Origin of the sequence: Streptacidiphilus neutrinimicus, assembly GCF_000787815.1 — a bacterium.
Lineage (GTDB): Bacteria > Actinomycetota > Actinomycetes > Streptomycetales > Streptomycetaceae > Streptacidiphilus > Streptacidiphilus neutrinimicus.
In genome coordinates this window covers 95,696-109,249 of record NZ_BBPO01000023.1, presented here as the reverse complement: position 1 = coordinate 109,249, position 13,554 = coordinate 95,696, and the positions used below count along the sequence as shown (strand labels likewise).

Below are 13,554 nucleotides of genomic sequence, written 5' to 3'. Positions count from 1 at the left end.
CCGTCGCCGCGGCGACGGCGACGCGGAGGAGCACGAGGCCGCCGAAGAGGGCGCCGAGGGCGAGGAGCACGAGGACGACGAGGACGAGGGCGAGGGCGACGAGCTCGGCGAGGCCCTCTCCGCCTCCAGCCGTCGCCGTCGCCGTCGTCGCCGCCGTAGCGGGGACAGCGGTGCCGAGGCCGAGCAGCAGCCGGGCGAGGGCGACCCCGAGCGCACGGTCGTGAAGGTGCGCGAGCCGCGCCGCCGCTCCGCCGAGGCCCCGTTCGACCCGGACGAGGTGCAGTCCATCAAGGGCTCCACCCGCCTGGAGGCCAAGAAGCAGCGCCGCCGCGAGGGCCGCGAGCAGGGCCGCCGCCGCGTGCCGATCATCACCGAGGCCGAGTTCCTGGCCCGCCGCGAGGCGGTCGAGCGCGTCATGGTCGTCCGCCAGACCGGCGAGCGCACCCAGATCGGCGTGCTGGAGGACGGCGTCCTCGTCGAGCACTACGTCAACAAGGAGCAGGCCAGCTCCTACGTCGGCAACGTGTACCTGGGCAAGGTGCAGAACGTGCTGCCGTCGATGGAGGCCGCCTTCGTCGACATCGGCAAGGGCCGCAACGCCGTGCTCTACGCCGGTGAGGTCAACTTCTCCCAGCTCGGGCTGAAGAACGGTCCGCGCCGGATCGAGTCGGTGCTGAAGTCCGGCCAGTCCGTGCTGGTCCAGGTTTCCAAGGACCCGATCGGCCACAAGGGCGCCCGCCTGACCAGCCAGATCTCGCTGCCCGGCCGCTACCTGGTCTACGTGCCCGAGGGTTCGATGACCGGCATCAGCCGCAAGCTGCCCGACACCGAGCGCGCGCGCCTGAAGTCCATCCTCAAGAAGATCGTCCCGGACGACGCCGGCGTCATCGTGCGTACGGCCGCCGAGGGCGCCTCGGAGGACGAGCTGACCCGCGACGTCCAGCGGCTGCAGCAGCAGTGGGAGGACATCCAGAAGAAGGCGAACAGCGGCAACGCCCCGGTTCTCCTGTACGGCGAGCCGGACATGACCGTCCGGGTCGTCCGCGACATCTTCAACGAGGACTTCTCGAAGGTCATCGTCTCCGGCGAGAACGCCTGGACCACGATCCACGACTACGTCTCGTCCGTCGCGCCGGACCTGACGCCGCGTCTGCAGAAGTGGACCTCCGAGGTCGACATCTTCGCGACCTACCGGATCGACGAGCAGCTGATGAAGGCGCTGGACCGCAAGGTCTGGCTGCCCAGCGGCGGTTCGCTGGTGATCGACAAGACCGAGGCCATGGTCGTCGTCGACGTCAACACCGGCAAGTTCACCGGCCAGGGCGGCAACCTGGAGGAGACGGTCACCCGCAACAACATCGAGGCGGCGGAGGAGATCGTCCGCCAGCTTCGCCTGCGGGACCTGGGCGGCATCGTCGTCATCGACTTCATCGACATGGTGCTGGAGTCCAACCGCGACCTGGTGCTGCGCCGCCTGCTGGAGTGCCTGGGCCGGGACCGGACCAAGCACCAGGTGGCCGAGGTGACGTCGCTGGGCTTGGTGCAGATGACCCGCAAGCGGGTCGGCCAGGGCCTGCTGGAGTCCTTCTCCGAGACCTGCGTGCACTGCAACGGCCGTGGCGTCATCGTCCACATGGACCAGGCCGCGCCCGCGCCCAAGGGCTTCGCCGGCCCGAAGCCGGGTGTCGGCGGCGGCCAGCCGCAGCACGCCGAGGAGGGCGGCTCCAAGCGTCGCCGTCGCGGCCGCGGCGGCGCGGGGGAGGCGGCCGAGGTCCACGAGCACGTGCACGAGGACCACGAGCACGCCGACCACGAGCACGAGGAGATCGAGGTCGTCTCCCGCGAGGCCGAGCCGGTGGCGGCCGCGGTAGCGGAGGAGTCCGGGCCGCTGACGGTCGAGGCCCTCGTCGCGACGCCGGTCGCCCCCGCCGCGGCCGCGCAGGCCGCCGCCGAGGAGCTGGCCGAGTCGATGATCGAGGCCCCGACCTCGCGCGGTCGTACCCGCCGCCGCGCGGTCCGCAAGGCCACGACGACGGTGGGCGCCGAGCCCGAGGTGGTCGTGATCCCGAGCGAGCCGGCCGCCGAGGTCGCCGAGCCCGCCGAGGCGGAGCAGGCCGCGCTGCCGGTCGCCGAGGCCGGCATCGTGGTCGAGCCTGCCGGGGCCGAGGCCCCGATCGGGGACGAGGACGCCGGGGCCGAGGCCTCCGCCGTGCCGGCCCGCAAGCGCGCCACGCGCAAGGTGGCGGCCAAGAAGGTCGCCGCCAAGAAGACCGCCGCGAAGAAGACGGCCGCCAAGCGGACGTCGAAGAAGGCGGCCGCCTCGGAGCCGGCTCCCGAGCCCGCCTCCGAGTAACGAGCGACACCCTCGGGGCCGGTGCGCATGCCGCGCACCGGCCCCGAGCTGCGCCGATGACCTCGGCGGAGCCCCAGGGCCCGGTTTGACCGGGGCCGTGGGGCTTCCGTACTCTTGACCCTCGGCGTGCTTTGCATTCAGCGAGCTGCGCCGGCTTCTGAGCAACTCCCTCCCGGGCCTTCTGTCCAGGAGAGGCCCCCGGGTATTCGGTCCGGTGCGGCTGGCGTCAGAGGTTCCGACCGAATCGAGAAGGGTTCAACGTGTACGCGATCGTGCGTAGCGGCGGACGGCAGCACAAGGTTGCCGTCGGCGATGTTTTCGAGGCCGACAAGGTCGACGCCAAGGTTGGCGAGACCGTTGAGCTCTCGACGATCCTGGTCGTCGACGGTGACGCGATCACCAGCGACCCGTGGGTCCTGGCGGGTGTGAAGGTCCGCGCCGAGGTGGTCGACCACACCAAGGGCGAGAAGATCCGCATCCAGAAGTACAAGAACAAGACCGGCTACAAGAAGCGCATGGGCCACCGTCAGCGCCACACCGCGCTTCGCGTGACCAGCATCGACTCGGCGAAGTAAGGGGCGAGGGGAACATGGCTCACAAGAAGGGTGCGAGTTCTACTCGCAACGGTCGTGACTCGAACGCTCAGCGCCTCGGCGTGAAGCGCTTCGGCGGTCAGGTCGTCAACGCCGGCGAGATCATCGTCCGCCAGCGTGGCACCCACTTCCACCCGGGTGCGGGCGTCGGCCGTGGCGGCGACGACACGCTGTTCGCCCTGCAGGCCGGTGCGGTCGAGTTCGGCACGCGCCGTGGCCGCAAGGTTGTCAACATCGTCCCGGTCGCCTGAGCTCCTTAGGCCGACAGCAGGACACAGCAGTACCTCACTGAGGGTGGATCGGAACATTCCGGTCCACCCTTGGTGTTTGGGATAACTCATCACTTTTTCTTTTCGCCGACCGAGAGGCGCCCGCATCATGACCACCTTCGTCGACCGCGTCGAGCTGCACGTCGCCGCGGGCAACGGGGGCCACGGCTGCGCCTCCGTGCACCGCGAGAAGTTCAAGCCGCTTGGCGGCCCGGACGGCGGCAACGGCGGCCGTGGCGGCAGCGTCACGCTCGTGGTGGACCCGCAGGTCACCACGCTGCTCGAGTACCACCACAGCCCCCACCGCAAGGCCGGCAACGGCAAGCCGGGCGCGGGCGGCAACCGCACCGGCGCCGAGGGCGAGGACCTGGTCCTGCGCGTTCCGGACGGCACCGTCGTCATGGACAAGCGCGGCAACGTCCTGGCCGACCTGATCGGCAACGGCACCTCCTACGTCGCCGCCGCGGGCGGCGTCGGCGGCCTCGGCAACGCGGCGCTGGCCTCCGCACGCCGCAAGGCGCCGGGCTTCGCGCTGCTCGGCGAGCCGGGCGACGCGGCCGACATCGTGCTGGAGCTCAAGTCCGTCGCCGACGTGGCGCTGGTCGGCTACCCGAGCGCCGGCAAGTCCTCGCTGATCTCGGTGGTCTCCGCCGCCAAGCCGAAGATCGCCGACTACCCGTTCACCACCCTGATCCCCAACCTCGGTGTGGTGACCGCCGGTTCGACCGTCTTCACGATGGCCGACGTGCCGGGTCTGATCCCGGGCGCGAGCCAGGGCCGGGGTCTGGGCCTGGAGTTCCTGCGCCACGTCGAGCGCTGCTCGGTGCTGGTGCACGTGCTGGACACCGCCACCCTGGAGTCCGACCGTGACCCGCTCTCCGACCTCGAGGTGATCGAGGAGGAGCTGAAGCAGTACGGCGGTCTGGAGGACCGGCCGCGCGTCGTCGTCCTCAACAAGATCGACGTCCCGGACGGTCAGGACCTGGCCGACCTGGTCCGCCCCTCCCTGGAGGAGCGCGGCTACCAGGTCTTCGAGGTCTCCGCGGTCGCCCACAAGGGCCTGCGCGAGCTGACCTTCGCCCTCGCCAAGATCGTCGCCGAGGCGCGCGCCGCCAAGCCGGTCGAGGAGGCCACCCGCATCGTCATCCGCCCGAAGGCCGTGGACGACGCGGGCTTCGAGGTGGTCTACGACGAGGCCGAGGATTTCTACCGGGTCACCGGCTCCAAGCCGGAGCGCTGGGTGAAGCAGACCGACTTCAACAACGACGAGGCTGTCGGCTACCTCGCGGACCGGCTCAACCGTCTCGGCGTCGAGGACGCCCTCGCCAAGGCCGGCGCGCGCGAGGGCGACACCGTCGTCATCGGCGCCACCGAGAACGCCGTCGTCTTCGACTGGGAGCCGTCGATGGCCGCCGGTGCGGAGATGCTCGGCCGCCGCGGCGAGGACCACCGCTTCGAGGCCCCGCGTCCGGCCGTCGACCGCCGCAAGGAGCGCGAGGCGCGGCGCGCGGACGCGGCGTCGGAGGAGTTCGCCCACTTCGACCCGCTGAGCCGGCACGCCATCGAGGCGGACGACGAGGAGTACTGATCCTCGTTCCGAGGGCTGAAACCGGGATGAGTCACGCCGTCCGGTTCGCGTAGATTGCTGATCGCAGTGGCAACAGGCAGCGACGGGCATCGGACGTACGGGAGCGACGGCGTGACAGGGACCACCCTGCGGGAAGACGTGCTGCGGGCGCGACGGATCGTGGTGAAGGTGGGCTCCTCGTCGCTCACCACCGCCTCGGGCGGGCTCGACGCGGACCGGGTCGACGCCCTCGTCGACGTCCTGGCCCGCGCCCACGAACACGGCAACCGCGAGCGCGGGACCGCCGAGGAGCCGGTGGAGATCGTGCTGGTCTCCTCCGGGGCCATCGCCGCCGGTCTCGCCCCGTTGGGCCTGGAGAAGCGCCCCACCGACCTCGCCCGCCAGCAGGCCGCCGCCAGTGTCGGCCAGGGCCTGCTGGTGGCCCGCTACACGGCCTCCTTCGCCCGCTACGGCCTGCGCGTCGGACAGGTGCTGCTCACCGCCGACGACGCCAGCCGCCGGGCGCACTACCGCAACGCCTACCGCACGCTGGAGCAGCTGCTGGTGATGGGCGCCGTGCCGATCGTCAACGAGAACGACACCGTGGCCACCGCGGAGATCCGCTTCGGCGACAACGACCGCCTCGCCGCGCTCGTCGCCCACCTGGTCCGGGCGGACCTGCTGGTGCTGCTGTCCGACGTGGACGGCCTCTACGACGGCGACCCGAGCAAGCCCGGCACCAGCCGCATCGCGGAGGTGCACGGCCCCGAGGACCTCACGGGCGTCGAGATCGGCAGCGCCGGCAAGGCGGGCGTCGGCACCGGCGGCATGGTCACCAAGGTCGAGGCGGCCAGGATCGCCACCGGCGCGGGCATCCCCGTCGTGCTCACCGCCGCCCGCCACGCGGCGGACGCCCTCGCGGGCCGCGACACCGGCACCCTCTTCCACCGCACCGGCCGCCGTGCCGCGGACCGGCTGCTCTGGCTGGAGCACGCCAGTTCGCCCCGGGGGGCGGTCACCCTCGACGCGGGCGCCGTCGCGGCGGTCGTGGACCGGCGAACGTCCCTGCTCCCGGCCGGTGTGACGGGAGTTGAGGGTGATTTCGCTGCGGGCGATCCGGTCGACCTTCTTGACGAAAACGGCCACATCGTCGCGCGAGGACTGGTCAACTTTGATGCAAGGGAGCTTCCCCGGCTGCTCGGCCGGTCGACGCGGGACCTCGCCCGGGAGTTGGGCCCCGCGTACGAGCGGGAGGTCGTGCACCGCGACGACCTCGTCGTGCTGACCGGTTGACAGGCGGGTGGCGGCTGCCATTGGACCGCGGGGACGAAACGCCGACAGGAGGCCGCCGGTGGGATACAGGCGCAGTCCGGGTGCGGGGCCCGTGGGCAAGGGCAGAGTGGTGCTGACGAGCATCCCGGGCGGCGGGGTGGGCCCCGGCGAGGAGGTCGTGCCGGAGCCCGGCACGGCAGAGCACGCGCGCCCGAGCTCCAGCGCGGCGGAGATCGGCCAGCGGGCCCGCATATGGCACGTCGTCCTGAACGTCGCCGGCGGAGTCACCCCGCTGCCGTCCCTGAAGCAGGGCCTCGAACAGCTCGCCCACGAGCACCCGCCCTTCCTCACGGCCCGCTACGCCGTGGACCACGCGGAGATCCGCTACTGGGAGCAGGCGGACACCCTTCAGGACGCGGCGGCGCTGGCGCTCCGCCTCTGGGGCGAGCACCGCGTCACGGCGGGGTTGCCGCCGTGGGAGGTCGTCGGCCTCGAAGTCGTGGACCGACCCACCTACCACCAACGCATCGCCGAGGGCTTCGCCGAACCCCCCGCCTTCCTGGGGGGAGTCCACCCGTACTGAGCCGAGCGTTCGGCTCCCGCAGGTAGTTGCACCACCCAGGGGCGCCAGGCTCCGCTGATGTGCGGCTCCGCCGCGGGGGCGCGAGAAGCCACTGATGGCAGAGGGTCCTCAACGCGCAGGGCCGTCCGCACGCCGGTGGCTGCTCGCGCAGTTCCTCGCGCCCCTGGGGTGTCTCAGTCATCGGAAACCCTCGGGGGCGGCGTGGGCCGAGGCCGTACGCTGTGCGTATGAGCAGCCACTCCGTCGAGTTCCCCTCGCCCGATCTGCCGTCGCCGCTGCCGAAGTCGCCGGTGCTCCAGGCCGCGTACCGGGCCAAGGCCGCCGCCGCGACGCTCGCGCCGATGCCTCGGACGCCGAAGGACGACGCGCTGCTCGCCATCGCGGACGCGCTGCAGGTGCGGACCCGGGAGATCGTCGAGGCGAACGCCGGGGACGTGGAGCGCGCGCGGGCGAACGGGACGGACGAGGCCGTGATCGACCGGCTGACGCTGACCCGGGAGCGGATCAACGGGATCGCGGACGACGTCCGCAGGGTCGCGGGGCTGCCCGACCCTGTCGGCGAGGTGATCCGGGGCTACACGCTGCCCAACGGCCTCGACGTGCGCCAGGTGCGGGTGCCCCTCGGGGTCGTCGGGATCATCTACGAGGCGCGGCCCAACGTCACCGTGGACGCCGCCGCGCTCTGCCTCAAGTCCGGCAACGCCGCGCTGCTGCGCGGCTCCAGCTCGGCCATCGCGTCGAACCGCAAGCTCGTCGAGGTGATCCGTGACGCGGTGGGCGGTGCGGGGCTGCCCGCGGACGCGGTGCAGCTCGTGCCGGGGGAGAACCGCGAGAGCGTCCAGGAGCTGATGCGGGCGCGTGGCATGGTGGACGTGCTGATCCCGCGCGGTGGCGCGGGGCTGATCCGGACGGTCGTGGAGCAGTCGACGGTGCCGGTGATCGAGACGGGGACGGGCAACTGCCACGTCTACGTGGACGCCGAGGCGGACCTCGCCATGGCCGTGGAGATCCTGATCAACTCCAAGGCCCAGCGGGTCAGCGTCTGCAACGCCGCCGAGACGCTGCTCGTGCACAAGGACATCGCCGACGCCTTCGTTCCGCTCGCGCTCGCCGCGCTCGCGGACGCGGGGGTGACCGTGCACGCGGACGAGCGGGTGCGGGCGATCGCCGAGCGCGAGGGCAGCAAGGCCGTCGTGGTGCCGGCGACCACCGAGGACTGGGAGACGGAGTACCTCTCCTACGACATCGCCGCCGGGGTCGTGGACTCGCTCGACGCCGCGGTGGCACACATCCGGCTGTGGACCTCGGGTCACACGGAGGCCATCGTGACGACCTCTCAGGCCGCCGCGCGCCGCTTCACGCAGCTGGTGGACTCCACCACCGTCGCGGTCAACGCCTCGACGCGGTTCACCGACGGCGGCCAGTTCGGCTTCGGCGCCGAGATCGGCATCTCGACGCAGAAGCTCCACGCGCGCGGTCCGATGGGTCTGCCGGAGCTGACGTCGACGAAGTACATCGTGACCGGCGACGGCCACATCCGGCGCTGATCACGCCCGTCCCGGCTCTTGGGCCGACTGGCCGCAAGGCGCAGACAAACCGGGCGTGCTGCCCTACGCTGATGCTGTGTCCGACGGCTCCGGTCACGCCTTCGACGACGGCGAAGGCGCGGGTGACGACGACCACGGCCGACCGGACGGGGAGTTCGGGGCCGTGGTGTTCGACGAGGCCTTCGTCCGGGCGGCCCTGGTGCACGAGCCCTCGGCGCGCGAGCGCGCGCTGAGCGGGCCGGCCAGGACGCCCGTGGTCGACTACTCGGACGAGCTGGACGAGGACCCGGACGGTCTGCCGCTGGAGTTGCGGCCGCTGCCGTACGAGGTTGACCAGGTCGGCGGCTGGCAGCGGATGGTGGCGCGGGTGATGCTCGTCGTCATAGGGGTGGTCGCGGTGATGGCGGCCGCCGCCGCGGTCTACCGGGCGTCGGGCGGTTCCGGCGCGCCGAACACCCACCGCGGCCCGGCGCCGACGGCTCCGTCAGCGCCCGGAGGCCACAACAGCCCGACGAGTGACGCGACGGTGCTCGCGCACAGTTGAGGCGCGGTGGGGCCCAGCAAGTCGGGCAAGATGTCCTATTTGCCATATATGGCCCAATTTTTCAGCGGATGACGAACAGTCAATCGAGCCCGTACGGCAGAACATGCGGGGCGGGCCTGACCGCTTCGGCGCGCGGCGATTTACCCTGGACCCATGGGTGGCCGGGCAGAGCCCCCCGAGGGCGGGCCGGAGGGCGGCGCCGGGGGCGAGGACGAGTTCCGATCCGTCGTGTTCGACGAGTCGTTCATTCGGGCTGCCCGGATCCAGGAGCTGTCCGCCAGCGAGCGCCTCTCCGGGGCGCACCGCTCGGTGCGCCGCCGCAGCGGACGCGGCGGGCTGCCCCGCCAGGCACTGGCGCTGATGCTGCTGATCGGCTTCGCCTTCGCGACCGCCGTCTACATGGGCGTGCGCCACCCATACGCTCCGCCGATCACCGGCGCGGCGGCCAACCTCAGCACGCAGGTCATCCCGCTGCAGCCCGGCCCGGCCGGGATCCCGACCGACCACAACCCGGTCAACCTCCCGCCGAGCCTGGTCGCCTCAGCCTCAGCCTCAGCCTCAGCCTCCGCGTCGGCCTCAGCCTCCGCGTCGGCCTCGGCCTCCGCCTCGGCGGGCGGCGCGGCCTCCGGCGGCACCCCTTCCGACGGCGCCTCCGCGTCGGTAACGCCCTCGGCCTCCGCCTCGGGCGCCCCCGCCTCCCCGTCCGCGCCCGCGGTGGTCGGCCACGACCCGATCTTCTCCGGCCTGCCGGGCTCGGAGTACCTGCCGATCGGCGCGACGGGCCTCAATCTGCCGAACGCGCGGCACACCGACCACTTCACCCACGACGAGGTCTACGCGGCGCTGCAGGTGGTCCTGAACTACCTCAAGGCCTCGTCCCTGGACCCGGACGTGCTCGCTGCGGGCAACACCGACGACGTCAGGCAGTACCTCTCGCCGGGCCAGACGGAGCAGTTCACCGACAGCGTCGACCACCCGACGAACGACCAGCGCCACCTGGCCACCGGGTGGATGGTGCGGTTCGACCCGGCCAAGGTACGGCTCGCCACCCAGCAGGTGCTGGTCGCGCCCGGCAGCGTCGCCTACCACGAGCTGGACTCCGGCACGCTCGAGGTCACCAGCGACTACACCTTCGTCTACGCGCTCTCGCCGGCGAAGCAGGCCGCGGCCTCGCCGACGCCCACCCCCTCGGCCTCGGCCTCGGCCTCGGTCAGCGGGAGCCCGACCGGGACGGCGACCGCCGAGCCGGTCGTCTACTACGCCGTCCGCCGGGCGCTGACCTACTGGCTGACCCCGGACGACATCACCGGCGGCAAGCTCCAGGTCGTCGACTCTGTGACGCAGGCCGGTGCCACCAGCTGCGATGCGGACAACAGCGCGTTCCTGCAGCCGCTCTTCCCGGTCCAGAGCCACTCCGGAGCGCAGCCGAAGGGCTCCTCCTCCGCGAAGGCCACGCCGACCCCGCACCCGAGCGCCAGCCCGAGCAGCACGCCGGGCGCGGTCGACCCGTTCGATCACAGCCGCGACGCCTGGACGATGTGCGGTCAGCTCTCCTGGGTCCTGTAGCCATGGCGAGGGGGCCTGCCCGGACCGTCGGTCCGGGCAGGCCCCCTCGCTTCTCTGCTAGCCCTCTGCGCCGGAGCCCTGGTGGTCCTCCGGAGCGCCGCTGCCGCTGCCGTTCCCGTTCGCGCCGGTGGAGCGGCCCGCGAAGACGTCCCGCAGCTTCCCACTCAGGTCCGCGGTGCCGCCCGCGATGTCGCGGATCAGGCCCATCAGCGGGTCCTTGGTGTCGCGGAAACTCTGCGCGTAGGAGTCCGCCGCCGCCTTCGCCTGCTCGCGCACCGAGGCGTTGGCGTCGTCCTCCCGACGCGGGTACGCGCCCGCCATGATCGAGCGGTACTCGTCGCCCTCCGCCCACTGCTTGATCTTCGCCACCCGCACCGCGGCGAACGGGTGCGACTGCGGCAGGATCTGCAGCAGCTTTATGACGCCGTCACGCAGGTCGCCCGCCCGGTCGTACTCCTCGGCCTGCTCCAGGAAGGCGTCGGTGTTCATCTCGTGCAGGTGGTGGCCGCCGGCCAGCTTCATCAGGCCGCGCATCGAGGCCTGCAGGTCCTGGCCGACCAGCAGCCCGGCGCGGTCGCAGGAGAGCTCGGCCTTGCGGAACCACTCGTTCAGCGCCGTGATCAGGCCCATGATCGCCAGCCCGCCCAGCGGGATGAACGCAATCCGCTGCGCCAGGTTGGTCAGGATGATCAGCATGGTGCGGTAGACCGCGTGGCCGGACATCGCGTGCGCGACCTCGTGGCCGATGACCGCCCGCATCTCCTCCTCGTCGAGCAGCTCGACCAGCGAGGTGGTGACCAGGATCACCGGGGAGTCCATGCCGATGCACATGGCGTTCGGCTTCGGGTCCTGGGTCACGTACAGCGGCGGGACCTTCTCCAGGTCCAGGATGTAGGCCGCGTCGCGGACCATCTCGTGCAACTGCGGGAACTGCCGCTCCGACGCCCGCACCGCGCTGGCCAGGAACATCAGCCGCACGGCGCGCTCGGAGACGAAACCGCCGAGCTTCTTCAGGATGTCGTCGAAGCCGCTGAGCTTCCGCAGCGCCACCAGGGCCGAGCGGTCGGCGGGGTGCTCCCAGGCCCTCGTGGAGATGCCGGGGAACCGCTTGCGCGTCCGGCTGGGAACGTTGCTGCTGTCGTTGGGCTGGGTCATCTGCTGCATCCTCCCGAACGACGGCGGACCCGGCGCGTCGCCGACCCCCGCCGTCCTGTGGACTGTCGAATCCCTGCGGAATCTCTGTCGTCGTCCTGCTGCGTCACGCTACTGCTCGTCCCCTTCTGGGGGAGACGTTCCGGGGCGGTGTCGGGTTCCCGTAAGGGCAGGACTAGGCTCGGACAGCGCCACCTCTCCGTTCGAAGGACACCCCATGCACACCAACGACACGCTGATCCAGCTCGCGGCCATCTCCAACGGCAGCGGACCGGGCATGTTTCTGCGGTGGATCGTCATCGCGGCGATCGTCGGAGTGGTGCTCATGGCGTGGTTGCTGCTGCGCGGCTACCGCGACTGAGCCGAGTGCGTAGCATGAGCTCCACCAGCCCGAACTGCCACCGAGTCAGAAAGTCTCACCACAGATGACCTCTCACCCCGCTGCGGCCGCCCTGCTCGCCGAAGGCGGCCAGCACAACAGTCTCCAGCCGTGGCTCACCGGTGGTGGCGCCCTGCTCATTCTGGTGCTGCTCCTGGTCGTCACCGTCAGCTTCAACAAGGACCGCTGAGGAGCACGCGGAGTCTTCACCGGACCGAGCAACCGGGGCCACGGACCGTACGGCCGTGGCCCGGTCGGATCGCGTAGGGTGACCCGCTATGAGAGAGCATGCCGAGGCGTCGGCGGGTGTCGAGCCGCAGAAGAAGCGGCTCGGCGTCATGGGCGGCACCTTCGACCCGATCCACCACGGTCACCTGGTCGCGGCCAGCGAGGTCGCCAGCCTCTTCCACCTCGACGAGGTGGTCTTCGTGCCGACCGGCGAGCCCTGGCAGAAGACCGGCCGGGTCGTCTCTCCCGCCGAGGACCGCTATCTGATGACGGTCATCGCGACGGCGGAGAACCCGCAGTTCTCGGTCAGCCGCATCGACATCGACCGCGAGGGTCCGACCTACACGATCGACACCCTGCGTGATCTCCAGGCGCTCCACCCGGACGCCGATCTGTTCTTCATCACCGGCGCCGACGCTCTCGAACAGATCTTCTCCTGGCGCAAGGCCGCGGAACTCTTCGACCTCGCGCACTTCGTCGGAGTGACCCGGCCGGGGCACACTCTGACCGATCCCGGTCTGCCCGACGGCGGCGCCACGCTGGTGGAGGTGCCGGCCCTCGCCATCTCCTCCACCGACTGCCGTGAGCGCGTCGCCAGGGGCGAACCGGTCTGGTACCTGGTCCCGGACGGCGTGGTGCGCTACATCGACAAGCGCCGGCTGTACGCGCCCGAGACGCTCGCCGGGACCGACGACGGCACAGGGATAGGGACGGCGTGAGCGGAACCGCAGACCGCAGGGGACCCGGCGGATACGAGCAGGCCTACCAGGACCCCTACACGGGCGAGTGGGTCTTCCCGTCGCAGCAGCAGCCGCAGACCCCGCAGGCGCCCCAGGCCGCGCCTGGGCAGCAGCAGGCCTACGGGCAGGACCACGGCTACCAGCAGCCCTACGAAGCGCAGCAGCCGCACCAGGCGCAGCAGCAGCCCTACGGCGGGTACCAGCAGGAGTACGACCCCTACGCCGCGTCGTACGACCCTTACGCCGGGTACCAGCAGCAGCCGCAGGACCCGTACTACGGGCAGCAGGGCTACCAGCAGCCCACGGCGTACCAGCAGCCCACGGCGTACCAGCAGTCGGCGCAGCCGCAGCACCACGCCCCCGAGCAGACCCAGCCGCACGCTCCCCAGCAGTCGTTCTCCCCCGCCCACCAGCAGCAGCCTGAACAGGCCCAGCAGCCGTACGCCGAGGCGGAGCCGCCCGCGCAGGCGGCGCCGGGCGCGCCGCGCCCTTCGCGTCAGGAGGCGCCCACCGCGCGCCCCGGCACCGGGAAGGGCCCGGGGGCGGGCGCCGGGCCCGGTGCCGCGGCGGGCGCCAAGTCCCGTTACGACGATGAGGAGTTCGAGTTCGTCGACGACGCCGAGGAGTCCACCGACGTCATCGACTGGGTCAAGTTCTCCGAGACCCGCGGGGAGCGCCGCGACGAGCGGCGTCGCAAGCTGCGCGGCCGGGCCGTCGCACTGGTCGTCGCCCTGGTGCTGGTGGCGGGCGGCGGCGTCGGC

The 13,554-nt window shown here is 71.6% G+C and carries 13 protein-coding genes and 1 pseudogene; 13 read left to right on the top strand and 1 reads right to left on the bottom strand.

Annotated features, from left to right (window positions below):
• The 9 genes from TR48_RS17215 to TR48_RS43315 all read left to right on the top strand — a co-directional run.
• The coding region (locus TR48_RS17215) for an Rne/Rng family ribonuclease (RefSeq protein ID WP_042367993.1) at window positions 1–2,353 on the top strand (2,353 nt) is incomplete at its 5' end.
• A gap of 260 nt (window positions 2,354–2,613) precedes the next feature.
• Complete coding sequence (gene rplU, locus TR48_RS17210; RefSeq protein ID WP_042367991.1) at window positions 2,614–2,928, top strand: 50S ribosomal protein L21; 315 nt, start codon at window positions 2,614–2,616, stop codon at window positions 2,926–2,928.
• A 14-nt stretch (window positions 2,929–2,942) separates the two neighbouring features.
• Entirely contained in the window at window positions 2,943–3,197 is a 255-nt protein-coding gene (gene rpmA, locus TR48_RS17205; protein WP_042367989.1) for a 50S ribosomal protein L27, read from the top strand.
• A 127-nt stretch (window positions 3,198–3,324) separates the two neighbouring features.
• A complete protein-coding gene (gene obgE / locus TR48_RS17200) occupies window positions 3,325–4,803 on the top strand; it encodes a GTPase ObgE (protein WP_042367986.1) in 1,479 nt (492 codons plus the stop codon).
• A gap of 138 nt (window positions 4,804–4,941) precedes the next feature.
• Complete coding sequence (gene proB, locus TR48_RS17195; RefSeq protein ID WP_042368043.1) at window positions 4,942–6,075, top strand: glutamate 5-kinase; 1,134 nt, start codon at window positions 4,942–4,944, stop codon at window positions 6,073–6,075.
• 91 nt (window positions 6,076–6,166) lie between these two features.
• The gene (locus TR48_RS17190; RefSeq protein WP_439654474.1) at window positions 6,167–6,637 is read left to right on the top strand and encodes a DUF8830 family protein; all 471 of its coding nucleotides are present in this window, start codon (window positions 6,167–6,169) and stop codon (window positions 6,635–6,637) included.
• A 227-nt stretch (window positions 6,638–6,864) separates the two neighbouring features.
• The gene (locus TR48_RS17185; RefSeq protein WP_042367982.1) at window positions 6,865–8,184 is read left to right on the top strand and encodes a glutamate-5-semialdehyde dehydrogenase; all 1,320 of its coding nucleotides are present in this window, start codon (window positions 6,865–6,867) and stop codon (window positions 8,182–8,184) included.
• 76 nt (window positions 8,185–8,260) lie between these two features.
• Window positions 8,261–8,728, top strand: coding sequence for an SCO2583/SCO2584 N-terminal domain-containing protein (locus tag TR48_RS44375; protein WP_052442735.1), 468 nt, complete (start codon window positions 8,261–8,263; stop codon window positions 8,726–8,728).
• A 153-nt stretch (window positions 8,729–8,881) separates the two neighbouring features.
• Window positions 8,882–10,294, top strand: coding sequence for an SCO2583 family membrane protein (locus tag TR48_RS43315; protein WP_052442734.1), 1,413 nt, complete (start codon window positions 8,882–8,884; stop codon window positions 10,292–10,294).
• A 57-nt stretch (window positions 10,295–10,351) separates the two neighbouring features.
• On the opposite strand, the gene TR48_RS17170 is transcribed toward TR48_RS43315, so the two are convergent.
• Window positions 10,352–11,449, bottom strand: a complete 1,098-nt coding sequence (locus TR48_RS17170) for a M48 family metallopeptidase (RefSeq protein ID WP_042367981.1) — start codon at window positions 11,447–11,449, stop codon at window positions 10,352–10,354.
• A 214-nt stretch (window positions 11,450–11,663) separates the two neighbouring features.
• Between TR48_RS17170 and TR48_RS44370 the strand changes: the two genes are divergently transcribed.
• The 4 genes and pseudogenes from TR48_RS44370 to TR48_RS43310 form a co-directional block, all read left to right on the top strand.
• Window positions 11,664–11,807, top strand: coding sequence for a hypothetical protein (locus tag TR48_RS44370; protein WP_170183538.1), 144 nt, complete (start codon window positions 11,664–11,666; stop codon window positions 11,805–11,807).
• Window positions 11,808–11,871: 64 nt separating this feature from the next.
• Window positions 11,872–12,015 (top strand): hypothetical protein, encoded by a 144-nt coding sequence (locus TR48_RS44365; protein WP_170183537.1) that lies wholly within the window; start codon window positions 11,872–11,874, stop codon window positions 12,013–12,015.
• 88 nt (window positions 12,016–12,103) lie between these two features.
• On the top strand, window positions 12,104–12,772 hold the full coding sequence (gene nadD / locus TR48_RS17165; RefSeq protein ID WP_042367979.1) for a nicotinate-nucleotide adenylyltransferase: 669 nt from the start codon (window positions 12,104–12,106) through the stop codon (window positions 12,770–12,772).
• A pseudogene (locus TR48_RS43310) lies at window positions 12,769–13,554 on the top strand (hypothetical protein); the annotation flags it as partial. The gene nadD and the pseudogene TR48_RS43310, both read left to right, overlap by 4 nt.

Coding starts and splice junctions, on each gene's coding strand:
- nadD (WP_042367979.1), top strand. CDS start 12,104: ATGAGAGAGCATGCCGAGGCGTCGGCGGGTGTCGAGCCGCAGAAGAAG.
- TR48_RS43315 (WP_052442734.1), top strand. CDS start 8,882: ATGGGTGGCCGGGCAGAGCCCCCCGAGGGCGGGCCGGAGGGCGGCGCC.
- rpmA (WP_042367989.1), top strand. CDS start 2,943: ATGGCTCACAAGAAGGGTGCGAGTTCTACTCGCAACGGTCGTGACTCG.
- TR48_RS44365 (WP_170183537.1), top strand. CDS start 11,872: ATGACCTCTCACCCCGCTGCGGCCGCCCTGCTCGCCGAAGGCGGCCAG.
- TR48_RS17185 (WP_042367982.1), top strand. CDS start 6,865: ATGAGCAGCCACTCCGTCGAGTTCCCCTCGCCCGATCTGCCGTCGCCG.
- TR48_RS44370 (WP_170183538.1), top strand. CDS start 11,664: ATGCACACCAACGACACGCTGATCCAGCTCGCGGCCATCTCCAACGGC.
- TR48_RS17170 (WP_042367981.1), bottom strand. CDS start 11,449: ATGACCCAGCCCAACGACAGCAGCAACGTTCCCAGCCGGACGCGCAAG.
- obgE (WP_042367986.1), top strand. CDS start 3,325: ATGACCACCTTCGTCGACCGCGTCGAGCTGCACGTCGCCGCGGGCAAC.